The sequence below is a fragment of the Herbiconiux liangxiaofengii genome (assembly GCF_041927335.1).
Taxonomy (GTDB): Bacteria; Actinomycetota; Actinomycetes; order Actinomycetales; family Microbacteriaceae; genus Herbiconiux; species Herbiconiux liangxiaofengii.
Genome location: NZ_JBHFHD010000015.1, coordinates 107708 through 130641, shown reverse-complemented (window position 1 = coordinate 130641; position 22934 = coordinate 107708). Strand labels below are relative to the sequence as shown.

Genomic DNA, 22934 nt, shown 5'->3' with positions numbered 1-22934 from the left:
GTTCCCGCGCTACCACAACCGGCCGACATCCGCCCGACCCGGCCACGGTCATCGAGGGCAAGCGCGAAGCGCGCGGCAGCACACCACACCCGGAACACCAGGCTCCCGAGACCCGACCGGGACTGCCGCGCGCTCCGCGCTTGCCCGAGATGGATGCGGTTGCGTTCGAGAGATCACCCGCCGATTTCGAGACCGCGATCGGGCTCCCGCAATCTCAGCTCAGGCCGCGCCCCGCCGCTGCCGCCGCACCCCGAGCACCACCGCCCGCCCCACGAGCCCCGCCCCCACCACGACCACCCCCGCCAACACAGCCCCCACCGGCAGCGTCACCACCAGCACCACGCAGCCTGCCACCCCGACGAGCGCCAGCCATCTCGGGTACCGCCGGGCATCCGGCGTCTGGGTGAACGCCGCGACGTTCGCCACGAAGTAGTACAGCAGCACCCCGAACGACGAGAAGCCGATCGCGCCCCGCAGATCGACCGTCAGCACGAGCAGCACCACCACCACCCCCAGCACCAGCTCGGCCCGACGCGGCACGCGGTAGCGCGGATGCACCGCTGCCAGCGCCCGCGGCAGGTCACCCTCGCGCGCCATCGCGAGCGTGGTTCGCCCCACTCCGGCCACGAGGGCCAGCAGCGCCCCCAGGCACGCCAGCGCAGCGCCCACCCGAACCAGCGGTGCCGCCCACGGCCAGCCGTTGGCCGTGACGGTGGCTGCGAGCGGGTCGACGGATGCCGCCAGCCCCGCGGGGGTCAGCGCACCCAGAGCGACTCCCGCGATCACCGCGTACAGCACCAGCGCGATGGCGAACGAGACGGCGATCGCCCGCGGAATCGTGCGGGCCGGCTCACGCACCTCCTCGCCGAGCGTGGCGATGCGCGCATAGCCCGCGAAGGCGAAGAACAGCAGCCCTGCACCCTGAAGCACCCCGTAGAGGCCCACGTCGTCGGGCCCGGGGTGGGCGACGGATGCGCCGGCCCCTGAAGCCGCACCGGTCACGAGCAGCGGCACCGCGCCCGAGGCGGCCACCACGGCGAGCACCACCAGCACGGCCGTCACGAGCACCCGGGCGAGCCGGGCCGTGCGCGTGATGCCGAAGGAGTTCACGACCACGAGCGCCACCACGGCGAGCGCCGCGACGGGCTTGGCCCACTCGGGCGGAACCGCGTATGCGGCGAACGCGAGCGCCATCGCCGCGCAGCTCGCGGTCTTGCCGATCACGAAGCACCACCCCGCGGCGAAGCCCCACCACTCCCCCAGGCGTTCGCGGCCGTAGACGTAGGTTCCCCCGGCAGAGGGGTACTGAGCGGCGAGCTGCGCCGATGAGGCGGCGTTCGCGAACGCGACGACCGCGGCCACGAGCAGGGCGACGAGCAGGAGCGGCCCGGCGGCACCGGCGGCCGGGGCCAGGGCGGAGAAGATTCCCGCGCCGATCATGGCGGCCAGCCCGATCACCACGGCGTCGCCGAGACCGAGCCGCCGGTCGAGCGAGGCGCCGCCCGCGTTGCTCGCTGCCGCCCCCGCGCCCACGGCGTCGGGTGCCGGTTCGGCGGCGGGCTCAGTCACCCGGTGAGAGTACCGAACCGACGTGAACGCCTACGCCTGCCTACCCCTCACCCGAGCCGCCGACCACCGCACCTCAGCCGAACACGCTCACCGCCCAGGTCACCCCGAACCGGTCGGTGAGCATCCCGAACCCGGCCGAGAAGTCCGAGGCGGCGAGCGGCTCCACCACGGTCGCGCCCTCGGCGAGGCCCTCCCAGATCGCCGTCAACTCCTGCAACGACGCACCCTGCAGCGAGATGAAGAAGGGCTGGTCGGTGACGGTGAGCCCGTTCTCGCGGCGCACCTCGGGGGTGCCGGCGGCGGGTGACGCGCCCGGGATGTCGTAGGCCATCACGGTGAACCCGCTCCCGGCGACCACCTGACCCCAGACCACCTTGTCGGCATCCGGGAGCCCCGCCGGCATGCCGAAGTCGGCGTACGTGCGAACGACGGCCTCGCCGCCGACGACCCCCGCATAGAACTCGAGGGCCGCCCGGGCCTGGCCGGTGAAGTTGAGGTGGGTGACGGTGGTGACAGACATGAGGTCTTCTCTCGGTCGAAGGAGCCGAACCGCTTCCGGCTCCGATACGTCGACCCTTCCGGGTGATGCGGACAGGGATCGGCCGCTACCGGCGGCATCATTGACTCATGCCCACGAACGCCGCCCCCACCACCTCGCAGCGCCTGCTCTCGCTGCTGTCGCTGCTGCAATCGCGGCGCGACTGGCCGGCGCGCATCCTGGCCGACCGGCTCGAGGTGAGTGAGCGCACCGTTCGGCGCGACATCGACCGCCTGCGCGAGCTCGACTACGCCATCGCCGCCACGCGGGGTCCGGATGGCGGCTACCGCCTGCGCGCCGGCTCCGAACTGCCGCCCCTGCTCTTCGACGACGAGCAGGCCGTGGCGCTCGCCATCGCCCTGCGCTCCGCGGCGTCGCTCGGCCTCGGCATCGAGCACGACGCGGAGCGCGCGCTCACCCTCGTCACCGGCCTGCTGCCTTCGCGGCTCGCGCACCGCATCGAGCACCTCGAGCTCACGGTGTCGCACTCCGGCGGGCCCGGCACCGTCGCGCCGGGCATTGTCGCGCCCGGCACCGTCGCGCCGGGCATTGCCTCGCCGGGGGCTGATGCCTCCCACCCGCAGGCCGACGCAGGCGTACTGCTCCGGCTCTCCGCCGCCGTCCGCGCGCACGAGGAGGTGCGCTTCGACTACGACTCCCCCTCCACGCCTCCACCCGGCAGCCCCACGGATGGGCGGGCACCCCGCGCCCCGCGTCGCGTCGAGCCCCATCACCTCGTGCTGCACTCCGGCCGCTGGTACCTCATCGGCTTCTCCCCCGAGCACGACGACTGGCGCACGTACCGGGTCGACCGCCTGCACCCGCTCACGCACAACGGCCGCGGGTTCGTGCCGCGCACGGTGCCCGGGAGCGACGCGGGCAGCTTCCTCTCCGCCCGCTTCAAGGGCTCGTCGGCCGTCGACGCCTGGGCGTGCGTGGGCGAGGCCGTCGTGTCGCTGCCGATCCGCGACGTGGCGCCGTTCGCGGGCGACGGCCTGGCGGAGGAGCTGCCCGACGGGCGCACCCGCATCCGGCTCGGCGCCTGGTCATGGGCGGCACTGGCCGCCACCATGCTCCGCTTCGACGCCGACCTGCAGGACGTGCAACCGGCGGCCCTGCGCGCGGCCTTCGCCGCCCAGTCCGCCCGCGCCCGAGCCGCCGCTGCAACTCCGGAGTAGACGTCCGCGGGTTACGCGGTAGACTCGGTTCCGCAGACCCCCCCGCACTTGTGGATCAGGGGGTCTAGCTGTTTAACCCGTCAGATCATCTGAGGAACCCGATGCCTGTCGCGCTCGGAGAGATGTGTCGTGTACCAATCGCGCGCGAACTCGTTCTTCGGGTAGTGATCGACGAAGGCATTGGCGCTCCAGGCGACCAGGTCGGCCATCTGGACGAGTTGCGAGGTACGCGATTCGAGGTGCACGGCGTCTTCGACGACGTTGCGGCTGGCAAGGCTAAGCCCCCGGTGGGTGGATCGGTACGAGGTGTCGCTGCCGTCGCCGTCCATGAACACGATCGCCAGCGAGTTCGTATCGGTGAGCTCGGCCTCGAACCGGGTGACCAGTGCGGCGTACGCTTCCTGCCGGGTTCGCCCGAGGTCTGCCGCCGCGCCCGTCCGCCAGACGGCACCGACGGTGAGACCTTCGATGGATCGCAGCGTATCAAGGCAAACCGTGGCTACTTCGCGACCGAAATCCTTCCAGTGCTCCTGGCCGTCGTGAACGTGCCGGTCGGGCACCCGTTTCGCGATGCGGCCGCGTCCGTTGACGTAGTCGGTCGTATGGAGTTCACGCACGACGGGGACTCCGAATTCCCGCCAGAGCATCTTGCGGGTGTCGAGCCACGCCTTCAGCACCCCGGCCCAGTGATCGGGAGAGAACTCGATCCAGCCGTAGACGGCTGTGCCCGACTGCGGATGACCGGAGTCATCGACGTAGATCATTCGATCAAGGTTGCGAGGCATCGAAGCCTCCCGCGCACGGCATCACTGTCGAAGCCTTCCCTTGCCGCCCCGAGAAGACCGTAGCAGAGGCCGCGACGGCGCCTTAGCGGCGCGGCACCGGTACCAAGCCCGCGATCAGCGAGTGCCCGCGGGCGCTGAAGTGGATGCCGTCGGCGTCGACGTCAGCCCGCAACCGAGATGGCGAAGCCGGGTCGCGCAGCGCGTAGTCGGCGTCGATCACGCGATCCACCCCCGGCGGCACCAGCGCGAGCCACGCGTTCCAGTCCAGTCGCGTCTGCTCAGCGCCGCCGGTGAGGCCGCGCGGCGGTTCGGTCATCGCGTACACCCGCGCCTCCGGCCAGAGCTGCCGCACGCGCGAGAGGATGGCCGACCAGTCGCGCTGGATGTCACCGAGCGGCCGACCGTGCGCGATGTCGTTCGAGGCCGTCCACAGCGTCACGACGTCAGGGTCGATGTCGCCGTACTCGTTCCACTTCTGGGCGGTGGGGGTGAACACGGGCGTCTGGGCCCCCGGGGAGGCGAAGGTGATCGCCGCGGCGTCGTTCGACAGCGCCCACTGCTGCGGCCACGCCGTCTGCTGCCCCCGCGTGGGGAACGCCGTCTCGTCGTAGCTGCCCGGCGCGTTGAGGGAGTGCCCGACGCTCACCAGCACGGGCACCTCGGCCGCCACCCGGTACTCGATCCAGACGTCGAAGTAGCTCGACGATCGCGGCGTGCCCACCACGCCCGCATCGGCCGCGCGCCCCGACCCGGCATCCGCGTCGATCCACGACAGCCCCGGAGTGGTCGCCAGCGTCGACCCGGCCGGCGTCGTGAATCCGACGGCCAGGAGGTAGCTCGTGTGCGCCTCGAGCTCGAGCTGCTCCGGCAGGATCCAGTCGGTCACGAGCCCTTCGGCGGGCAGGTTCCTCGTGTCCGCGATGGCCACGGCGCCGCTCGAGAGACTGCCCGTGAGGCTCGTTATGGCCGGCGGGCCCACCCCGTCCGCGTCGGCCGAGGCCGCCTCTCCCCCGGGCGCTGCGGGCTCCTGGGCGCCGACGGCCAGCCCCGTCACGGTGACCGGCGCCGTGAACACCTCCTCGGTGTCGAACCGCCAATTGCGCAGGTGCACCCGGAAGGCCGTGGCCGCCGCGCCCAGCTCGAACGGCACCCGCATGCTCGCATCCAACCGCGCGTCGGGGCTCGGCACCGTGCTGCCGATGGTGTGCCCGAAGCTGTAGTCGACGGTGCGCTCCGGGCTGCCGGCCTGACGGTGCAGGGTGAGCCCCGACGGGCCCGGCCCCTCCGCCGCGACCGTGGGTGCGGCCACCGGCTCGGTCGTGACCGCCCACACCGACACCCCGGTGGCCACGATCGCCACGGCGGCACTCACGGCCGCGACGGCGAGCAGAGCCCTCGTGCGCCGCTCGCCGCGAAGGCGGTCGCGGGCCGATGGGTGTTCCATCACTCGAGTGTAGGCAGAACGCCGGCACCGGATGCGCGGGTCAGGTCGTGAGGAACCAGGTCCAGATCAGCAGCATGGTCACCACGAACCCGCTGAAGAAGTTGAACCAGAGAAACCGCTTCCAGCCCGTGTTGGCGGTCTCGGCATCCTCGTCGCGCACCGACCAGTACGGCAGCACGCTGAGCGCGTAGGGCAGGGCGAGCACCGCCGCGATGGGCCCGGGCCACGCGCTGAACAGCAGCAGCACCCCGGCGAGCACGTAGCACGCGAAGGCGAAGCGCACCGTGGCCCGCCCGCCGATCACGGTGGCGATCGAGGAGATGCCGCCCTCGCGATCGGCCACGATGTCTTGCACGGCACCGAAGGCGTGGCTGGCGATGCCCCAGAGGAAGAAGGCGCCGAGCACGGCCCAGAGGGCCGGCGTGAACACGGCACCGGCCAGAACGAGGCCGTAGACCGCCGGGCTCACGAAGTGCGTCGACGACGTGAGCGAGTCGAGGAAGGGCCGCTCCTTGAACCGCAGCCCCTTCGCGCTGTAGGCGATCACGGCGAAGATGCTCACGGCCAGCACGAGCCACGACAGCGGTGACCCCACCGCCACCAGGTAGATCAGGAACGGCACGTTCGTGATCACCACGGCCCACAGCGTGACCTTGTGCAGCGAGCGGTCGAGCACCGCACCCTCCACGCCGCCCTTGCGCGGGTTGCGCAGATCGGACTCGTAGTCGAACACGTCGTTGATGCCGTACATGGCGAGGTTGTAGGGAATCAGGAAGTAGAGGGTGCCCAGCACGAACACCAGGTCGACCTCGCGGGTGACCATGAGGTAGCCCGCCGCGAACGGGAAGGCGGTGTTCACCCACGAGAGCGGGCGCGACGACACGAGCAGCTGTGTGATCACGACCGGCCTCCTGCATCCGTCCGCCGCGCGCCGAGCAGCAGCCACAGCGCGGGCAGCAGCACTACGGCGGCCACGGCGTAGGCGAAGTCCTCCAGCGGCGCGATGCCGATGAACGCCCCCGAGATGCGCGTCTCGTCGTAGCCCACCAGCCCCACCCCGATCATCACGTTGTCGAACACGGCGGTGAGCAGCAGCAGCACGGCCAGCGTGAGGCCGAACGCGCCCAGCCGGCCGCCCCGCGCATCCGTCGGCCGGCGCCGCAGCACCACGATCGCGGTGAGGCCCACCACCGCCACCACCCCGAGGAACACCGCGTTGAGCGCCCAGTACGTCACGCCGCCGCCCGCCTGGCGAGCAGCAGCTGCGCGCCGCGGAACACGTTCATCGTGAGGTAGCACAGCAGCGTCAAGAAGAAGATCTCCTCCAGCGGCAGCTCGGGAGCGAGCTGCAGGCCCGTCATGAACGACGTCTCGCCGCGGAAGAAGATGCCCAGGCCGATGCCCAGCAGGTCCCACACCACGAAGAACAGCACACCCGTCACGAGCACCACGGCGGCCCGGCCCGGCCGGTCGAAGAAGAACAGCCCGAACCGCCGGTCGAGCACCACCATGCCGGTGAGCGACACCAGCAGGGCGACGAGATACAGGATGCCCATGGCCCACGCGACTCAGAGCGAGAGCGGCTCGGGCAGAGCCGTCGTGGTGGTCACTCCGTGCAGGCGCTTGAGCACCAGCTCGGCGCTGATCAGGCACATCGGAAGACCGATGCCCGGGGTGGTGGAACCGCCCGCGTAGTAGAGACCGTCGACCTTGGCGCTCACGTTGCGCGAGCGGAACATCGCGCTCTGGCGCAGCGTGTGGGCCGGGCCGAGCGCGGTGCCGCGCCACGAGTTCAGCGTGTTCTCGAAGTCGGCCGGGCCGATGGTGCGGCGCACGGTCACCCGCGACGCCAGGTCGGGGATGCCGGCCCAGGTGGCGATCTGCTCGATCACGGTGTCGGCGAGCTCCTCGACGCGCGGGTCGCCCGCTCCGTCGACTCCGCCGGCACCGATCGACGGGTCGGCCGGGAGCGGCACGAGCACGAAGAGGTTCTCGTGGCCCTCGGGAGCGACGTCGGAGTCGGTGGCGCTGGGCTTGCAGACGTAGAGCGAGGCCGGCTCGGGGATCTCGAGGTCGTCGAAGATCTTGCCGAAGTTCGACTTCCAGTCCTTCGTGAAGAAGAGGGTGTGGTGGTCGAGCTGGGACAGCTCGCCCTCGACGCCGAGCAGCACCAGCAGCGCGCTCGGGCCGGCCGTGCGCTTGTCCCAGTAGCTCTCGGGGTAGGTCTGCAGCTCGGGCAGCAGCAGAGCCGTCTCGGTGTGCCAGAGGTCGGCGGTCGACACCACGATGTCGCCCTCGAGCGAGTGCGCCCGGCCCTCGGTGTCGGTGTAGTGCACGCCGCCCACCTGCGGGCGGCCGGCGGTGGGCGCGGCCGCGCCACCTGCGGAGTCCGCCGCATCCGTCGACGTCGCGGTCGCGGCTGCAGGGGAGCCGGTGGCGGCCCCCGGCTCTTCGCCGGCCAGCAGGCGGGCCAGCGCGTCGCGGTCGATCACGTCGGTGTCGTACATGGTGGTCTCGTAGTCGTAGGCGTCGACCGGCTGGGGGGCAGGTGCCGCGGTGCCGTCTGCCGCCATCACGATGCGCGTCACGTCGGCGCCGGTGACGATCTGCACGCCCTCGGCGCGCGCCAGCCGCTCGATCGCCTCGATCACCGCGGCGATTCCGCCCTTCGGGTACAGCACGCCCTCGTCGAGGTCGAGATGGCTCATCAGGTGATACATGCTCGGAGCGGCATACGGCGAGCTGCCGAGGAAGACGGCGGGGTAGCCGAGCACCTGCACGAGCCGCGGGTCTTTCACGGTGTGGCCGGCGAAACTGGCCAGGGGCTCGGTGAGCAGGCGAACCAGTCGGGGCAGTCGCTTCAGCACCGGGCCGGCTGTGAACACCGGGCCGAGCTTCTCGAAGCTGGAGTAGAGGAAGTACTCCTTCGCCAGCTCGTAGGTCTGCTCGGCGGAGTCGAGGTAGCCGGCCATGCGCACGCCCGACCCCGGCTCGATCGACTCGAACAGCTCGAGGTTGGCGGCGCGGTCGGCCCTGAGGTCGATGGGCTCGAACTCGTCCTCGAAGTACACGCGATACCCGGGGTCGAGCTTCACGAGATCGAGCTCGGCCTCGGCCGAGGTGCCGAGCAGCTTGAAGAAGTGGTCGAACACCTCGGGCATGAGGTACCACGACGGCCCGGTGTCGAACCGGAAGCCGTCTTTCTCCCACACCCCGGCGCGGCCGCCGAGCTGGTCGTTCTTCTCCAGCAGCGTCACGGCATAGCCGTCGCGGGCCAGGAGCGCCGCACTGGCGAGACCGCTGATTCCGCCGCCGATCACCAATGCTGTCTTCGCCGTCGTCACGTGATCGAGTCTCCTTCGTCAGCCCTGCTCATCGTGTCACGCGCTCCCTGGGCAGCCGCCCCACCGCGGCCCCCAGGGCCAGCCTCGCCTTCACGGGATTCGGCACCCGGATGCGCGCGGTCGCCAGCACGGCCGCCGGTGTGGCGCGAAGACGGTCGGTGAGCTCCTCGAACAGCGCCTGGGCCAGCGCGACGGCGCGACGGCTGGAGGCGGGCAGGAGCGGCAGGCTGGCCCGCGCGATGCGCAGATCGTCGTCGATGTCGGCGATGATGCGTGCCTTCTCCGTCTCGGTGAAGGTGTTCACGTCGATGCCCGGGAAGTAACTCCGCCCGAGGGCCCCGAAGTCGGCGGCGAGGTCGCGCAGGAAGTTGATCTTCTGGAACGCGGCACCCAGGTGCCGCCCGCCGTCGACGAGCACCTGCAGGCGGTCGGCCGGCACGGTCTCACCGCGCAGGAAGGCGGCCAGGCACATCAGCCCCACCACCTCGGCCGAGCCGTAGACGTAGTCGACGAACGACTCCGGGGTGTGCCTGGTGGCCGAGATGTCGGCCCGCATCGAGCGGAAGAAGGGCTCCGTGAGCTCCTCGCCGAAACCCGCCCGCCGCGCGGTGATGCCGAAGGCGTGCACGATGAGGTTGGTGCTGTAGCCGCACTTCAGCGCCTCGCAGGTCTCGCGCTCGAGCGCGTCGATGCGATCGGTGATCTCCGCCGCGCTGAGCTCGGCCGAGGCCGCCACCCCGTCGACCACCTCGTCGGCCAGGCGCACGAGGGCGTAGATGTTCTCCACGTCCTGCCGAACGGCGGGCGAGAGCAGTCGCGACGCGAGGCCGAACGAGGTGGAGTAGCGCCGGATGACCACGGAGGCCGTCTCCATCGCCACCTGGTCATAGAGGCTCGCCCCGGTGGGCTCCTGCCCGCCGCCGCCTTGAGCGGCGCCGACGCGGTTCACTCGATCGGTCGTCATCGGCCACCCATCATGGCCTCAGCGTACCCGGCCGAGCACGGAGGCGACCACGGGCCGGAACTCCTCGCGGACGGCGTCGGGCAGCGCATCGTGGGTGAGCGATTCCCAGGCGCGGTTGGCGAAGTCGCTGGCCAGCGACTCGGCGAAACTCCGCGATCCGGTGGCTTCGAGAACGGCGCGGATGCGGTCTCCGTCGGCGGCGGTGAGGTCGGGCGTGCCGAACACCTGCTCCACCGTCATCCACTCGGGTCTGGTCACCGCGTGCGCGAGCAGCACCGTGCGCTTGCCCTCCCGCAGGTCGCCGAGCGTGGTCTTGCCGGTGTCGCCCTCGTCGCCGAACACGCCGAGCAGGTCGTCGACCACCTGGTAGGCGATGCCGATGTCGCGGCCGAAGCGGCCGAGAGCCTCCACCGCGTCGGCCGGCGCGCCGGCCAGCACGGCTCCGGCCTGCAGCGGGCCCTCGAACGAGTAGCCGGCGGTCTTCAACCGCTCCATCTCCACGATCTCGTCGACGCTCGGCGGTTCGGGCCGGATCGAGAAGTCCACGTCGTAGAGCTCGCCGGCGGCGGAGACGAACATCGCCTCGTCGAGGATGTCGTGCAGCCGGGTGCGCAGGATGCCGTCGACGCCCGATCGGTCGATCAGGCGGTACGCGTTGAACAGGGCGAGGTCGCCGGCGATCACCGCCACCGACATCCCCCGGTGCTCGGCGGTGGGCAACGGGATGCCCGCCGTGGTCGCGATGTCGCGATAGCTGCCCGACACGTTCGGGCCGCCCCGTCGCACGAAGTCGCGGTCGATCACGTCGTCGTGCACGATGAGGGCCGTGTGCAGCAGTTCGAACGCCGCCCCCACGTGAGCGGCCGCGTCGAGATCGGTGCCGCCGAGCGCCTCATAGGCCGCCATCACCATGCGCGGACGGAAGCGCTTGCCGCCGATCGTGTTGCGCTCCAGCGTCTGCCAGAGGGCGGCGTAGGGTGCCCCGAGAGACCGGGCGCGATAGTGGGAGTCACTGAAGAAACCGGCCAGAACGCGGTCGACGTGCTGCTGCCGGCGCTCCGACACCGCGATCAGGTCGTGCGTATCCACAGCGTCGACTTTACATGGTTGTCTTGTAATAAAGGAGAATAGCGAAATGACCGAAGAGATCGAGCGGGTCGTGCTGCTCTCCGACGACGGACTCGCCATCGGCACGGCCGACAAGAGCGCCGTGCACTCCGAGACCACTCCCCTGCACCTCGCCTTCTCCTGCCACGTGTTCGACGACGCCGGCCGCGTGCTCGTCACCCGCCGCGCGCTCGGCAAGCTCACCTGGCCCGGCGTCTGGACGAATTCGTTCTGCGGGCATCCGGCTCCGGGCGAGCAGATGACGGATGCGGTGGTGCGGCGGGCTGCGAAGGAGCTCGGTCTCGAGATCTCGGGTCTCGAACTCGCCCTGCCCGACTTCCGCTATCGGGCGGTCGACGCATCCGGAATCGTGGAGAACGAGATCTGCCCGGTGTACACCGCCCGCGCAGCCTCGCCGGTGCGCCCGAACCCCGACGAGGTGGCGGAGTGGCACTGGGCCGACGCCGACGAGCTCGGCACCGCGGTGGCCCTCACGCCCTGGGCGTTCAGCCCGTGGCTGACGCTGCAGCTCCCCCAATTGCAGGCCGTGACCGCGCGGTAGCGGCTATGGGATGCTGTGAGCATGGACGCCCACGAGATCCGAAACTCCTACCTCGCCTTCCTGGAGCAGAACGGCCACGCGGTCATCCAGCGGGCGCCTCTCGTGCCGCGCGGCGACACCAGCACCCTGTTCAACGGCAGCGGAATGCAGTCGCTGCTGCCCTACCTGCTCGGTCAGGAGCACCCGGCCGGCAACCGGCTCGTCGACTCCCAGCCGTGCGTGCGGGCGCAGGACATCGACGACGTGGGCGACAACCGGCACACCACGTTCTTCGAGATGCTCGGCAACTGGTCGCTCGGCGACTACTTCAAAGAGACGCAGATCAGGCAGTTCTTCACCTTCCTGGTCGACATCGTGGGCCTTGACCCCGAGAACCTCTACGTCACCTGCTTCATCGGCGACCCGGCCAACGGCATCCCGCGCGACGACGAGGCGGCCTCGATCTGGGCGGCCGTGTTCGCCGAGCACGGTGTCTCGAACGGCATCGCCGAGATCGGCTCGCAGGCCGACGGCGACGCGCGCGGTGTGAAGCCCGGCGAGCGCATCTTCTTCTATGACGGCGGCGAGAACTGGTGGTCGCGCGGCGGCTCGCTCGAGGCGACCCCCATCGGCGACCCGTGCGGGCCCGACAGCGAGGTGTTCTACGACTTCGGCCCCGAGCATCAGGATGCCGCCTACGGCCTCGCCCATCCGGCCAGCGACGGCGGCCAGTTCATGGAGATCGGCAACCAGGTGTTCATGCAGTACCGGCGCCTGGACGACGGGTCGTTCGAGGAGCTGGCCCGCCGAAACGTCGACTTCGGCGGCGGCCTGGAGCGCATCGCCGCGGCGTCGCTCGGGTCGGACGACGTGTTCCGCATCTCGCTGCTGTGGCCGATCGTGGCGAAGCTGGAGGAGCTGACCGGCCGGAGCTACGACGACGAGACGGCCGCCATGCGCATCATCGCCGACCACCTGCGCGGCGCCACCTTCCTGGCGGTCGACGGCGTGCGGCCCTCGAACAAGGAGCAGGGCTACGTGATGCGGCGACTGCTCCGCCGCGCCATCCGCCTGGCCCTCTCGCTCGGCCTCGCCGAGAACTTCTTCGCCGAGGTGGTGCCGGTGATCGCCGACCTCTACGCCGCCGACTACCCCGAGGTCGCGGCCTCACGCGACGAGGTCGTGGCCGTGCTGGTGAAGGAGGAGAACTCCTTCCGCCGCACGCTGGAGGGTGGGCTGGCAGCGCTGGCACTCTACGAGGGGCAGACGCTCACCGGTGGCGACGTGTTCCGGCTCTCGGACACGCACGGTTTCCCGAAGGAGCTCTCGGTGGAGGAGGCCCGACGCCTCGGCATCGCGGTGGCCGACGACTGGGAGGCCGAGTTCGGCGCCGCCCTCGAGGAGCAGCGCGCCCGGTCGCGCGGGGCCACCCGTCTCGGCGCGGCCGGCCTCCCCGGCGGCACCCCCGCCCCCTGACCACGCCCGCCCACCCCGCCCGCCCGTCGAGCCGTCGCAATCCGCCCCTGAACGGCCCTCAAAGGGCTGTTTGCGACGGGTCGGCGCGCGTCAGCCGCCGAGGCTGCCGTCGGTGACGCTCGACACGTCGGTGCGGTGGAAGTTCAGGTGCGAGCGCGAGGCCGTGGGGCCGCGCTGGCCCTGGTAGCGCGAGCTGTACTCCGCCGAGCCGTAGGGCTTCTCGGCCGGGCTGGAGAGCTGGAAGAAGCAGAGCTGGCCGATCTTCATGCCCGGCCAGAGCTTGATCGGCAGGGTGGCGACGTTGCTGAGCTCGAGCGTGACGTGCCCCGAGAAACCGGGGTCGATGAACCCGGCGGTCGAGTGGGTGAGCAGCCCCAGCCGGCCGAGCGAACTCTTGCCCTCGAGCCGCGCGGCCAGGTCGTCGGGCAGGCTCACACGCTCGAAGGTGGCGCCGAGCACGAACTCGCCGGGGTGCAGGATGAACGGCTCATCCGGCTTGGCTTCGATGAGCCTGGTGAGCTCTGGCTGGTCGGCCGCCGGGTCGATGAACGGGTACTTGTGGTTGTCGAACAGCCGGAAGTACCGGTCGAGCCGCACGTCGACCGACGAGGGCTGCACCATCGAGGGGTCGTAGGGCTCGAGACTGACGCGGTTCTCGCGGAGCTGGGTGCGGATGTCGCGGTCGGAGAGGAGCACGCAGTCAGTGTATAGACTGGTCGCCATCGCTCGATACGAGCGTTTCGCGGATGTAGTTCAATGGTAGAACTTCAGCTTCCCAAGCTGATAGCGCGGGTTCGATTCCCGTCATCCGCTCTCGGGAGCGCATCATTGAGGCATGGCATCCTCCGTTTTCCGAACCGTCGCCCGCGTGGCTCTCGGTGCCGCCCTCGTCTTCGCCGGCACCAGTCACCTCACGTTCGCCCGTAAAGACTTCCAGGCCCAGGTGCCCGAGTTCGTTCCGGTCGACATCGACACCGTCGTGCTCGCCTCGGGCGTGGCCGAGATCGCTCTCGGCGCCTCCCTCATCGCCCTCCCCCGCCACAAGCGGGCCGTCGGAAACGTCGCCGCGGTGTTCTTCACCGCGATCTTCCCGGGCAACGTGTCGCAGTGGTTGCACGGCCGCAGCGCCTTCGGCCTCGACACCGACCGCAAGCGTGCGGTGCGCCTGGTGTTCCAGCCCGTGCTCGTGGCGTGGGCTCTCTGGTCGACGCGCACTCCGCGCTAGGTTGAGGGCGTGACCCACCGCGTTCTGCTCGACGTCGACACGGGGGTCGACGACGCCCTGGCCATCCTCTTCGCCGTGGCCCATCCCGAGATCGACCTCGTGGGCATCACATGCGTCGCCGGCAATACATCGCTCGAGAACGTGCTGGCGAACACCTTGAAGGTGCTCGACATCGCCGGAGCACCCGACCTCCCGGTGGCGGCCGGCGCGCGGCGGCCGCTCATCGAGGCCTCCCGGGCCTCCCATGTGCACGGCTCCGACGGTCTGGGCGACCTCGGTCTGCCCGTGTCGAAGCGGGTTCCGGATGCGCGTCCCGCCGTCGATCTCGCCCGCGACCTCCTGCTGGCCTCCGACCGGCCCGTCACCATCGTGGCCCTTGCGCCCCAGACCAACCTCGCTCTGCTGCTCAGGCTGTACCCGGAGGTCGTGCCGAAGATCGAGCGCGTGCTGTTCATGGGCGGCTCGGCGTCGGGCGGCAACGCCACGGCGGTTGCGGAGTTCAACGTCTGGCACGACCCCGAGGCGGCCGCCGTGGTGATCGACTCCGGCGTGCCCACCTTCATGTACGGCCTCGACGTGTTCAACCAGGTCACGGTCGACGAGGCCAGGGCGACCGCTCTCGTCGAGGGCGAGAGCGGTTCGGGCCGACTGGCCGGCGCTCTACTGCACTACCAGATGGCCGATCCGGAGTCGACGGATGACCCTGGCTCCTTCGGCGGGCACATCGGGGATGCCGGCGCGGTCTGCGCTCTGGTCGACCCCGGAGCACTCCGGGTCGAACGTCTCCCGGTGCGGATCGAGCTGGAGGGCGCCAGCCGCGGGCAGACCGTGGTCGACCGCCGGCGCCGAATGGGCGAGGACGCCGTGCACGCGACGGGTGCGGCCACCGCCCACTGGGTCGACGTGGCCCTGGATGTCGACCGCCACCGCTACGCCGAGCTCTTCCTCGAGACGATCAGCCGCCTGCCGTGAGCGGGCCCGAGGCGCCGGAGTCGATCATCGCCGTGAGCGAGGCGGAGTACCGGGCCGAGACGAGCGGTGAGGGGCTGCCGCCGGCAGCGCGCATCCGGAGCTGGCTGCTGGTGCTGCCCCAGTCCTTGCCCTCCCGGCATTCGCCCCGGTACACCCTGAGCTACCTGATCGTAGATGCCGATGGGGGCATACACGTGATCGACCCGGGTTGGGACTCCCCGGAGAACCGTCGCCGCCTGCTCGATCTGCTCGCCGAGCTCGACGCCGGGCTCGATCGGGTGGTCAGCAGCGTGTCGACGCACCTGCACCGTGACCACCTGGGTCTCGCCGACTGGCTGCGGGATGAGTCCGGGGCGAGGGTGGTGCTGCACGCCGCCGAACAACGATCGATCGATCTCCTGGCCGAGGCGGAGCGCACCCGCACCGATACCGACCGGCGGGCGTCTCTCATCGCCTGGGGTGTACCCCAGGCCTTCCTCGATGCCCTTGAAGGCATGTCCGTCGAAGCCACCGCGTCGGCATCTCAGGCGGATGCGCTCGTGCAGCACGGCGACCTGCTGGCCATCCCCGGCCGCTCGCTCGAGGTCATCCACACCCCCGGGCACACGCCGGGCCACATCGCGGTCGTCGATCGCGGCGGGCGGCTCGTGTTCACCGGAGACCATCTGCTGCCGTCGATCTTCGGCGGAATCGGGCTCGGTGGGCCGGCCGACGACCCCGTCGGCGACCACCTCGCCTCGCTCGATGCCCTCGAACAACTGGGGTCGGCACCGGCCGGCGACCCCGCCGCCTACGAGGTGCTGCCCGGCCACGGGTTCCGGTTCACGGGCCTCGGCGAGCGCATCCGGGTCACCCGCGCGCACCATCTGCGGCGTTCGGCCGAGGTCGCGGCGGTGCTGGACGCCGATCCGGAGGCGACGGTCTGGCAGGTCGCAGAGCGCATCCGCTGGCCTGCCGGCTGGTCGGCGCTGCGGCCGTTCCACCGGTTCTCCGCCCTCGCCCAGACCGCCATGCACATCGACCACCTGCGCGTGACTCACCCGACGGCGAGGCCCTGATGCCCGAGTTCATCGAGATCCCCTCCCCCGGCTGGCCGCTGCAGTTCGGCGAACCCGGCCGCCCGGGCATCGTGATCGTGCACGACGCCTACGGCCGGTTGCCCTATCTCGAGGCCTACGGCCGGGCGCTGGCCGGCCAGGGCTTCTTCGTCGTGCTGCCCGACCTCTTCGGCGGGGTCGCCACCGTCGACGAGGCCGGTGCGGCCGAGCTGCAGGCGGCACTCGACCCCGGCTTCGCGATGGCCGCGCTCGACGACGCCGTCGCCCTGGCCCGGACTCCCGACGGCCCGGCACCCGACTCGGCCGGCCCGGCCGGCGACTCGGTGCGCGTGGGCCTGATCGGCCTCGGTCTCGGCGGACGGTTCGCGTTGCGCGTGGCCCAGAGCGGGGCGGCGGATGCGGTGGTCGCCTACTACGCGCTGCTGGGCGACGACGAGGGCGGCGTCATCCCGTGCTCCGTGCTGCTGCATCGCAGCGACGACGGGGACTGGACCGGGGGAGTCGACCCGGATGACTTCGTCGGCCGCCTCAAGGAGCACGGCACCCCGGTGACGCAGCACCGCTATGCCGCCCGGGAGGGGTTCGCCAACGCCACCCTGCTGGACCTGCTCGACAAGAACGCCGCCGCCCTCGCCTTCGCCCGGTCGACGTACTTCTTGCAGGCACAGCTGCTCGACTGACCGCGCTAGCCTTGCCTGCCATGACCGCTTTCGCTCCTGAGATCGTCGAGGCGATCCTCCGCCACATGAACGGCGACCACTCCGACGACAACCTGCTGATCGCCCGCGCCTTCGTCGATCCCGGTGCCGAGCGCGCCGAGATGGTGGGCCTGGACGGCGACGGGGGAGTGTGGAACGTGACCTCCGGGGGTGCGACGACCCGCGCATCCGTCGCCTGGCCGGCCGGCCGCATCACCGAACGCGGCGAGGTTCGGCGTGAGATCGTGGCGCTCTACGACGAGGCCTGCGCGGTGCTCGGAGTCGAACCCAGGCCGCATTCCTAGCCGATCACTGGACTTCTGACAGGGGTGTACCGCTAGAGTTAGGGCAACCTAACCTAACCTGACGACCGCTTGGAATGAGCACATGGCTGCAGTGATCCCCTTCTCGCAAGCGCTCCGGGAGCGCACCTGGACCGGACATTCTGACAGCGAGGGCGCCGGTTTCATGACCGACCTGATGAGTGGCAAGGGCTCGCGCGATGACTACATCGCTCTCGTGGCGCAGCACTTCTTCATCTACGAGGCCCTCGAAGCGGCGGCGGATCGCATGAAGAGCGACCCGGTGGCGGCGGCGTTCATCTCGCCCAAGCTCACCCGGCTGCCCGCCATCGTCGAAGACCTGCGGTTCTTGATCGGCGACGACTGGCACGACCGGATCGACCCGCTCCCCACCACCGCGCGCTACGTGCGCCGCATCAACGAGGTGGCGGCCACCTGGAACGGCGGGTTCATCGCCCACCACTACACGCGCTATCTCGGCGACCTGTCGGGCGGCCAGATCATCCGCACGCTCATGCAGCGCCAGTTCGGCTTCGAGACCAACGGCGTGGGCTTCTACCTCTTCGGCGACATCGCGAAGCCGAAGGAGTTCAAGGAGGTCTACCGCACCCAGCTCGACGCGGTCGACTGGAGCCCGAAGGAGCGCGAGCGCGTGATCGACGAGGTGCTCGTGGCCTACCGGTTCAACACGGAGCTGTTCCTCGACCTCGCCGACGCGAAGGCAGCCCAGGTCGCCTGACCGCCCCCACCCCGCTCAGGCCGGGATGGCGTCGCGGCCCCGCTGTCGGGAGACCGCCACGAGGCTGAGCGCCAGCCCGATCAGGGCGAACACCACCAGCACCGCGCCCGCCTGCACCGCGGTCGAGAGCGATCCGCCCGCGATCAGCGCCTGCAGGCCCGTGACGGCCTGCGCCAGCGGCAGCACGGTGGCGAGCCCGGAGTACACGGGCGAACTGATGCCGTTCGGGATGATCACGGCCGCCGCCGCGAGCTGCACCACCACGAGGGCGAGCGAGAGCAGCCGGCCGGCCTGCCCGAACAGGGCCACCAGCCCTTGGTGCAGCGTGACGAACGCCACCGAGGCGAGCAGCGAGAACAGGATGCTCGCGGCCAGGTGAGCGGGCTGCGCACCCACCGCGAAGAGCACCACCGCCACCACCGCGGCCTGCGCCACGGCCAGCACGACAGCCGGCCGGAGCGAGCGCAGCACCACCGAGGCCGTCGACGCGGTCGACACGATCGCCGCGCGGGTGAACGGTGCCAGCAGCAGGTAGACGGCGAACGCCCCGATCCACAGGGCCAGCGGCACGGCCACCGCGGCGATCGCCGCCGCGGGGGAGGGGAGCGCTGACGTCGTGCTCTGCTGGGTCACGATCGGGGTGGTCACCACGGTCGCGAGCTGCGTCTGCTGGTCGTCGGTGTAGGTCGGGATGGAGGTCACCGCCTGGCTCAGCCCCCCGGCCACCGCGCTCTGCGCCGACTGGATCTTCTGCAGTCCGCCGGCCAGCTCGCTCGCGCCTCCCGCCGCCTGCCGGATTCCGGTGGTGATGCCCGCCGTGCCCTCGGCCACGACGGCCGCGCCCTTCGCGGCATCCGAGAGACCGCTGGTGAGCGCCGGGATGTCGGCGGCGAACTCGGCCTGCGCCCCGCTCAGCGCGCCCGACACGCTCTCCAGCGCGCTCACGCCGAGCGCATCCACCCCGAGCCCGAGCGTCACGGTGAACGAGCTGACCCGGATGCCGGCGGCTTCGAGCTGCAGGGCGTCGAGACGCTGCTGCACCTGGTCGGTCGAGAGGGTCGGCACATCCGCGCGGAGCGTGGCGATGCCGGCCTCGAGGTCTTTCTGCCGCTGGTCGATGTCGTAGCTCTTCGCCGTCTCGTCGGCGAGACGGGTCTTGAGCAGGCCGATCCCGTCGGTGATGCCGCGGGAACCCACCGCGAGGCCGTCGGCGTAGACCGGCAGATCGGCGGTGGCCACCACCACGGCGTCGAGCCCCCCGGAGAGCGCCTGCGCCACGGTGGTCACGGGTGCACCGCCCTCATCGGCCAGAGTGGTCAGTCCGTCGGCGAGCGTGTTGGTGCCGTCGACCGACTGGCCCAAGAACCCGCTGATCTGGGTGGAGGCATCGGCGGCCTTGCCGAGGTCGGTGTTGAGCGTCGTGAAGGCGCCGAGCGTCTTGGTGACGAAACCGTTCGTCGACTGGTCGGCCACGGCCGACTGCAGGTCGGTCGAGAGCGCGGTCGCGAGCAGCTCGGTGGCGTAGCCGGTGGCGGCGTTCGTCTGAACCTGCAGCGTCGCCTGAACGGGGTCGGCCGAGGAGACCGAGAGGTACGAGGCGGTGAAGTCGGAGGGGATGGTCACCACCGCCGAGAACGTGCCGGAGGCCAGCCCGGCCGAGGCCGTGTCGGCGTCGGTGACCGTCCAGCTGAAACCGTGGCCCGAGGTGCCGTCGGCGAGATCGGTGGTCAGCAGCTTGCCGATCAGCACCGGGGTGTCGGTGCCGTCGGCGCCCTTCACCGTCACGGCGGCGTCGTTGTTCACCACCGCCGCCGGCAGCAGCGGCCCCGTGGCGGGGGAGTCGCCGGGCGACGCCGGCGATGCCGAATCGGATGCGGCGGGCGACTGCAGGGCGGTCACCGCGACACCGGCTATCAGCAACGGAGTGAGCACGGCGAGCACCACCGCGACGCGGCGGCCGATCGGTGACGGGCTGCCGGTGTCATTCCGGCGCACGAGGGAGCCCAGGCTCGTCATGCGGTGACCTCTTCTCGGGGGTTCGGGTCGGACGGATCGGAATCGGGAGCACCGGCGTCGTCTTCTTCAGCGCCGACCGCTACGAGCTCTCGCGCCGGCAGGTGCGCGGTGAGCTCCAGCCCGGGCGCGGCCGGAACGAGCTGCACCACGCGAACCGGCCGGGCTCCGGCCTCCAGCCGTGCACCGTGGTGGGCGACCACGAGGGTGGTGGCGAGCGGCAGCACCTGATCGATCACGGCCAGGGCCCGTTGCAGCAGCCCGGTCGGCACGCCCGTCGCGTCGACGGCCACGAGCCGCGCCCCGCTGGCCGTGGCTGCGGCGACCTGACCGAGCCACTCGGCGGCGGCTCCGGTGCCCCACAACCCGCCCAGTTCGAGCTCGAGCTCCTGCTGCAGCCGCTCGAGCACGCCCTCGGTGCGGCCCGACACCGAAGCCCGGCCGGCATCCGAGGCCCGGCCCGACACCGAAGCCCGGCCCGCATCCGACGCCCGCAGCACCAGCACCGAGCTCCGCCGCAACGCCCCCGCGTGAAACGGCAGGGCCTCATCGAGCACCCGCAGGTACCCGCCCAGCAGCTGCTGCCGCCCCGCGAACGCAGCCACCACGGCCTCCGGATGCGTCTCCGCGGCTCCGGTCACCACCACGAGCGACCCCGCTTCGGCCCTCAGCTCGAACCCTTCTGCCCGAGCGCCCGCCACCACCGCGCCCGAGGCGGCCACGGCGAACGGCCGGCCCGCGTCATCCAGCGGCCGCCAGTCGGTGGCTTCGAGCAGCTCGCGCACCCCCTCGCCCTCGAGGTCGACGTTCGGCAGCACCCGGCCCAGAGCCGCCGGCAGCGCCCACCCCCAGCGCCCGAGCAGGATCATCAGGGCCGGGATGAACGTCATGCGCACCAGGAACGCGTCGATGAACACACCCGCGGCCAGTCCGAGTGCGATCGGCTGCAGCACGGCTCCGCCGCCGGGCACGAACGAGGCGAACACCGCGAACATGATCAGCGCCGCCGCCGTCACCACCCGTGCCGCGCCGATGAAGCCGTGCCGCACCGCGGTGTGCGGGTCGCCGGTCTTCACGAATTCCTCCCGCATCCGCGACACCAGGAACACCTGGTAGTCCATGGCCAGGCCGAACAGCACGGCCATCAACAGGATGGGGAAGAAGCTGATCACCGGCCCCACCTTGGCCACCCCGAGCACGTCGGCGAGCCAGCCCCACTCGAACACGGCCGTCACGATGCCGAACGACGCGAAGACCGACAGCAGGTACCCGATGGTGGCCGACACGGGCACCGCGAGCGAGCGGAACACGATCGTGAGCAGCACGATGCACAGCCCCACCACCACGATGCCGTAGGGCACCAGCGCCCCGGCCAGCCGCTCCGACACGTCGATGCCGAGGGCGGTCTGCCCCGTCACCTGGTAGCTGAACCCGTTGGCCTCGCTGAACGCCGGCGCCATCGAACGGATGCTCGTGACGAGGTTCCGCGTGGCCTCGCTGTCGGGCGCCGAGTCGGGGATGATCGACACGATCAGCATGTCGGCCGTCTGATTCGGGATGGCCGGGCTCACCGACTCCACGTCCGCCAGCCCGGCGAACCGGTCCTGCAGCGCCGTGCGTGCCTCGGGGATCTTCAGCGTCGAGGAGATGTCGGCGGTCACCAGCAGCGGGCCGTTGAAGCCGGGGCCGAAGCCCTCACTCAGCAGGTCGTAGCCGGTGCGTGACACCGAGCCCTCCGGGTTGTAGCCCGCATCCGGAAGCGTCAGCCGCATGGAGCCGACCGGCAGCGCCACGATCACGAGGCCGATCACCACCACCGCCACGGTGATCACCGGTTTCGCGGTGACGATGGTCACCCATCGCGCACCGAGCGTGCGGTGGGTGCCCTCCGCGGCGAGCTCACGCCTGGCGGCTCGCGAGCGCGGCCGGGCCACCAGCCGTCTTCCGACGAGGCCCAGGATGGCGGGCAGCAGGGTGAGTGCGACGAGCACGGCCACCACCACCGAGAGAGCGGCACCGAGCCCCATCACGGTGAGGAACGGGATCTGCACCACCGAGAGACCGAGCAGCGCGATCACCACCGTGAGACCGGCGAAGACCACGGCGCTGCCAGCGGTCGCCGTGGCCACCGCGGCGGACTCCTTCGGATCCATGCCCCGGATGACCTGGGCCCGATGGCGGGAGACGATGAACAGGGCGTAGTCGATTCCCACCGCGAGCCCGAGCATCGTCGCCAGCAGGGGAGCGGTGGAGGAGACGCTGGCGAACCCGGTCGACAGCACGATCAGCGAGTAGGCGATCGCCACCCCGATCACCGCGGTGATGAGCGGCATGCCCGCCGCCAGCAGCGAGCCGAAGGTGATCAGCAGCACCACGAAGGCCACCGCCAGGCCGATCAGCTCGGTGTCGGCCGCCGATTCGCTCACGTCGGTGAGGCCGGAGAAGGCCACGGTGAGGCCCGACGAGTCGGCGGACGCCGTCTCGGCCGCGGCCTTGATCGCCTCGCCGTCGGCCTCCGTCAGCGCGGAACTCGCCACCGACAGCTGCACCGTGCTGAAGGCCAGCTCGCCGGAGTACTCGCCCGTGGTCGAGACCTGGCCTGTGACGCCGTCGTCGAAGGGCCCCGCCACGGTCGACACGGTGGGCACCGCGCGCAGGGCGGCGTCGGCGGCGGCGATCTGCGACTCGAAGTCGGTGATCGGCGTGCCGTCGGGCGCCTGGTAGATCACCCGCACCGATCCACCCGCTGCCTGCGGAAAACGCTGGTCGAGCATGTCGATCGCCTGCTGAGATTCGGTGCCCGGAATCTCGAACGACGCGGCGAAGGTGCCCTTCAGCAGCTGGCCGCCTCCGACGATCACGACGAGCAGCACGATCCAGCCCACGATGACGGTGATGCTCCGTCGCGCGGCGAACCGGCCGATGCGGTACAGCAGCGTAGCCATGGAACCCCCTCTTCCTCGAGAAGGTTATCGACACCG

At 70.9% G+C, this 22934-nt stretch carries 22 protein-coding genes and 1 tRNA gene; 10 read left to right on the top strand and 13 right to left on the bottom strand.

All coding sequences use genetic code 11. The annotated features are described in order from the left end of the window. Window positions 1-219: 219 nt before the first annotated feature. The gene (locus ACEXOR_RS16025; RefSeq protein WP_374850725.1) at window positions 220-1569 is read right to left on the bottom strand and encodes an APC family permease; all 1350 of its coding nucleotides are present in this window, start codon (window positions 1567-1569) and stop codon (window positions 220-222) included. A gap of 73 nt (window positions 1570-1642) precedes the next feature. After that, window positions 1643-2089 carry a VOC family protein gene (locus ACEXOR_RS16020; protein ID WP_374850724.1) on the bottom strand — a complete coding sequence of 149 codons (447 nt, stop codon included), beginning with the start codon at window positions 2087-2089 and terminating at the stop codon, window positions 1643-1645. A 107-nt stretch (window positions 2090-2196) separates the two neighbouring features. Here ACEXOR_RS16020 and ACEXOR_RS16015 point away from each other — a divergent pair, with 107 nt between their 5' ends. Beyond that, a complete protein-coding gene (locus ACEXOR_RS16015; protein ID WP_374850723.1) occupies window positions 2197-3285 on the top strand; it encodes a helix-turn-helix transcriptional regulator in 1089 nt (362 codons plus the stop codon). An 80-nt stretch (window positions 3286-3365) separates the two neighbouring features. On the opposite strand, the gene ACEXOR_RS16010 is transcribed toward ACEXOR_RS16015, so the two are convergent. The 8 genes from ACEXOR_RS16010 to ACEXOR_RS15975 form a co-directional block, all read right to left on the bottom strand. Then, the gene (locus tag ACEXOR_RS16010; RefSeq protein ID WP_374850722.1) at window positions 3366-4049 is read right to left on the bottom strand and encodes a DUF3800 domain-containing protein; all 684 of its coding nucleotides are present in this window, start codon (window positions 4047-4049) and stop codon (window positions 3366-3368) included. A gap of 103 nt (window positions 4050-4152) precedes the next feature. After that, complete coding sequence (locus ACEXOR_RS16005) at window positions 4153-5514, bottom strand: SGNH/GDSL hydrolase family protein (protein WP_374850721.1); 1362 nt, start codon at window positions 5512-5514, stop codon at window positions 4153-4155. 40 nt (window positions 5515-5554) lie between these two features. Beyond that, window positions 5555-6415, bottom strand: coding sequence for a prenyltransferase (locus ACEXOR_RS16000; protein WP_374850720.1), 861 nt, complete (start codon window positions 6413-6415; stop codon window positions 5555-5557). Continuing rightward, window positions 6412-6750 carry a lycopene cyclase domain-containing protein gene (locus ACEXOR_RS15995; RefSeq protein ID WP_374850719.1) on the bottom strand — a complete coding sequence of 113 codons (339 nt, stop codon included), beginning with the start codon at window positions 6748-6750 and terminating at the stop codon, window positions 6412-6414. The genes ACEXOR_RS16000 and ACEXOR_RS15995 overlap by 4 nt, the downstream gene beginning before the upstream one ends. Then, a complete protein-coding gene (locus ACEXOR_RS15990) occupies window positions 6747-7070 on the bottom strand; it encodes a lycopene cyclase domain-containing protein (RefSeq protein WP_374850718.1) in 324 nt (107 codons plus the stop codon). Before ACEXOR_RS15990 ends, ACEXOR_RS15995 begins: the two co-directional genes overlap by 4 nt. Window positions 7071-7082: 12 nt before the next feature. Then, window positions 7083-8858 carry a phytoene desaturase family protein gene (crtI, locus tag ACEXOR_RS15985; RefSeq protein ID WP_374850717.1) on the bottom strand — a complete coding sequence of 592 codons (1776 nt, stop codon included), beginning with the start codon at window positions 8856-8858 and terminating at the stop codon, window positions 7083-7085. Window positions 8859-8886: 28 nt separating this feature from the next. Beyond that, window positions 8887-9822: a phytoene/squalene synthase family protein gene (locus ACEXOR_RS15980; RefSeq protein WP_374850716.1), complete on the bottom strand. Its 936-nt coding sequence runs from the start codon at window positions 9820-9822 to the stop codon at window positions 8887-8889. 18 nt (window positions 9823-9840) lie between these two features. Next, the gene (locus tag ACEXOR_RS15975; RefSeq protein ID WP_374850715.1) at window positions 9841-10911 is read right to left on the bottom strand and encodes a polyprenyl synthetase family protein; all 1071 of its coding nucleotides are present in this window, start codon (window positions 10909-10911) and stop codon (window positions 9841-9843) included. Between the two features lie 46 nt (window positions 10912-10957). On the opposite strand from ACEXOR_RS15975, the gene idi reads away from it, so the two are divergent. Beyond that, window positions 10958-11491 carry an isopentenyl-diphosphate Delta-isomerase gene (gene idi, locus ACEXOR_RS15970; RefSeq protein ID WP_374850713.1) on the top strand — a complete coding sequence of 178 codons (534 nt, stop codon included), beginning with the start codon at window positions 10958-10960 and terminating at the stop codon, window positions 11489-11491. A 21-nt stretch (window positions 11492-11512) separates the two neighbouring features. Next, the gene (locus ACEXOR_RS15965; RefSeq protein WP_374850712.1) at window positions 11513-12946 is read left to right on the top strand and encodes an alanine--tRNA ligase-related protein; all 1434 of its coding nucleotides are present in this window, start codon (window positions 11513-11515) and stop codon (window positions 12944-12946) included. Between the two features lie 90 nt (window positions 12947-13036). Here the strand turns inward: ACEXOR_RS15965 and dcd are convergent, their stop codons facing one another. Beyond that, window positions 13037-13642, bottom strand: coding sequence for a dCTP deaminase (gene dcd, locus ACEXOR_RS15960; RefSeq protein WP_374850711.1), 606 nt, complete (start codon window positions 13640-13642; stop codon window positions 13037-13039). A 46-nt stretch (window positions 13643-13688) separates the two neighbouring features. Between dcd and ACEXOR_RS15955 the strand changes: the two genes are divergently transcribed. The 7 genes from ACEXOR_RS15955 to ACEXOR_RS15925 all read left to right on the top strand — a co-directional run bounded on the left by ACEXOR_RS15955 (window position 13689) and on the right by ACEXOR_RS15925 (window position 17940). Then, a tRNA-Gly gene (locus tag ACEXOR_RS15955) sits at window positions 13689-13759 on the top strand. Between the two features lie 22 nt (window positions 13760-13781). Then, on the top strand, window positions 13782-14171 hold the full coding sequence (locus tag ACEXOR_RS15950) for a DoxX family protein (protein ID WP_374850710.1): 390 nt from the start codon (window positions 13782-13784) through the stop codon (window positions 14169-14171). Window positions 14172-14180: 9 nt separating this feature from the next. Next, window positions 14181-15143, top strand: a complete 963-nt coding sequence (locus tag ACEXOR_RS15945; protein ID WP_374850709.1) for a nucleoside hydrolase — start codon at window positions 14181-14183, stop codon at window positions 15141-15143. After that, window positions 15140-16201 (top strand): MBL fold metallo-hydrolase, encoded by a 1062-nt coding sequence (locus ACEXOR_RS15940; protein ID WP_374850708.1) that lies wholly within the window; start codon window positions 15140-15142, stop codon window positions 16199-16201. The genes ACEXOR_RS15945 and ACEXOR_RS15940 overlap by 4 nt, the downstream gene beginning before the upstream one ends. Beyond that, on the top strand, window positions 16201-16881 hold the full coding sequence (locus ACEXOR_RS15935) for a dienelactone hydrolase family protein (RefSeq protein ID WP_374850707.1): 681 nt from the start codon (window positions 16201-16203) through the stop codon (window positions 16879-16881). The genes ACEXOR_RS15940 and ACEXOR_RS15935 overlap by 1 nt, the downstream gene beginning before the upstream one ends. Window positions 16882-16901: 20 nt before the next feature. Then, window positions 16902-17204 (top strand): DUF2470 domain-containing protein, encoded by a 303-nt coding sequence (locus tag ACEXOR_RS15930; protein WP_374850706.1) that lies wholly within the window; start codon window positions 16902-16904, stop codon window positions 17202-17204. 82 nt (window positions 17205-17286) lie between these two features. Further along, complete coding sequence (locus ACEXOR_RS15925) at window positions 17287-17940, top strand: biliverdin-producing heme oxygenase (protein WP_374850705.1); 654 nt, start codon at window positions 17287-17289, stop codon at window positions 17938-17940. Window positions 17941-17955: 15 nt separating this feature from the next. On the opposite strand, the gene ACEXOR_RS15920 is transcribed toward ACEXOR_RS15925, so the two are convergent. Both ACEXOR_RS15920 and ACEXOR_RS15915 read right to left on the bottom strand, forming a co-directional pair. Next, window positions 17956-19956, bottom strand: a complete 2001-nt coding sequence (locus ACEXOR_RS15920) for a YhgE/Pip domain-containing protein (protein WP_374850704.1) — start codon at window positions 19954-19956, stop codon at window positions 17956-17958. Then, window positions 19953-22898, bottom strand: a complete 2946-nt coding sequence (locus ACEXOR_RS15915) for an MMPL family transporter (RefSeq protein ID WP_374850703.1) — start codon at window positions 22896-22898, stop codon at window positions 19953-19955. Before ACEXOR_RS15915 ends, ACEXOR_RS15920 begins: the two co-directional genes overlap by 4 nt. Window positions 22899-22934 lie beyond the last annotated feature (36 nt).

Excerpts from the sequence above, each read along its gene's own strand:
- ACEXOR_RS16020 (WP_374850724.1), bottom strand. The coding sequence starts at position 2,089 with ATGTCTGTCACCACCGTCACCCACCTCAACTTCACCGGCCAGGCCCGG.
- ACEXOR_RS16015 (WP_374850723.1), top strand. The coding sequence starts at position 2,197 with ATGCCCACGAACGCCGCCCCCACCACCTCGCAGCGCCTGCTCTCGCTG.
- ACEXOR_RS16010 (WP_374850722.1), bottom strand. The coding sequence starts at position 4,049 with ATGATCTACGTCGATGACTCCGGTCATCCGCAGTCGGGCACAGCCGTC.
- ACEXOR_RS16005 (WP_374850721.1), bottom strand. The coding sequence starts at position 5,514 with ATGGAACACCCATCGGCCCGCGACCGCCTTCGCGGCGAGCGGCGCACG.
- ACEXOR_RS15990 (WP_374850718.1), bottom strand. The coding sequence starts at position 7,070 with ATGGGCATCCTGTATCTCGTCGCCCTGCTGGTGTCGCTCACCGGCATG.
- ACEXOR_RS15980 (WP_374850716.1), bottom strand. The coding sequence starts at position 9,822 with ATGACGACCGATCGAGTGAACCGCGTCGGCGCCGCTCAAGGCGGCGGC.
- idi (WP_374850713.1), top strand. The coding sequence starts at position 10,958 with ATGACCGAAGAGATCGAGCGGGTCGTGCTGCTCTCCGACGACGGACTC.
- ACEXOR_RS15965 (WP_374850712.1), top strand. The coding sequence starts at position 11,513 with ATGGACGCCCACGAGATCCGAAACTCCTACCTCGCCTTCCTGGAGCAG.
- ACEXOR_RS15950 (WP_374850710.1), top strand. The coding sequence starts at position 13,782 with ATGGCATCCTCCGTTTTCCGAACCGTCGCCCGCGTGGCTCTCGGTGCC.
- ACEXOR_RS15935 (WP_374850707.1), top strand. The coding sequence starts at position 16,201 with ATGCCCGAGTTCATCGAGATCCCCTCCCCCGGCTGGCCGCTGCAGTTC.
- ACEXOR_RS15930 (WP_374850706.1), top strand. The coding sequence starts at position 16,902 with ATGACCGCTTTCGCTCCTGAGATCGTCGAGGCGATCCTCCGCCACATG.
- ACEXOR_RS15925 (WP_374850705.1), top strand. The coding sequence starts at position 17,287 with ATGGCTGCAGTGATCCCCTTCTCGCAAGCGCTCCGGGAGCGCACCTGG.
- ACEXOR_RS15920 (WP_374850704.1), bottom strand. The coding sequence starts at position 19,956 with ATGACGAGCCTGGGCTCCCTCGTGCGCCGGAATGACACCGGCAGCCCG.
- ACEXOR_RS15915 (WP_374850703.1), bottom strand. The coding sequence starts at position 22,898 with ATGGCTACGCTGCTGTACCGCATCGGCCGGTTCGCCGCGCGACGGAGC.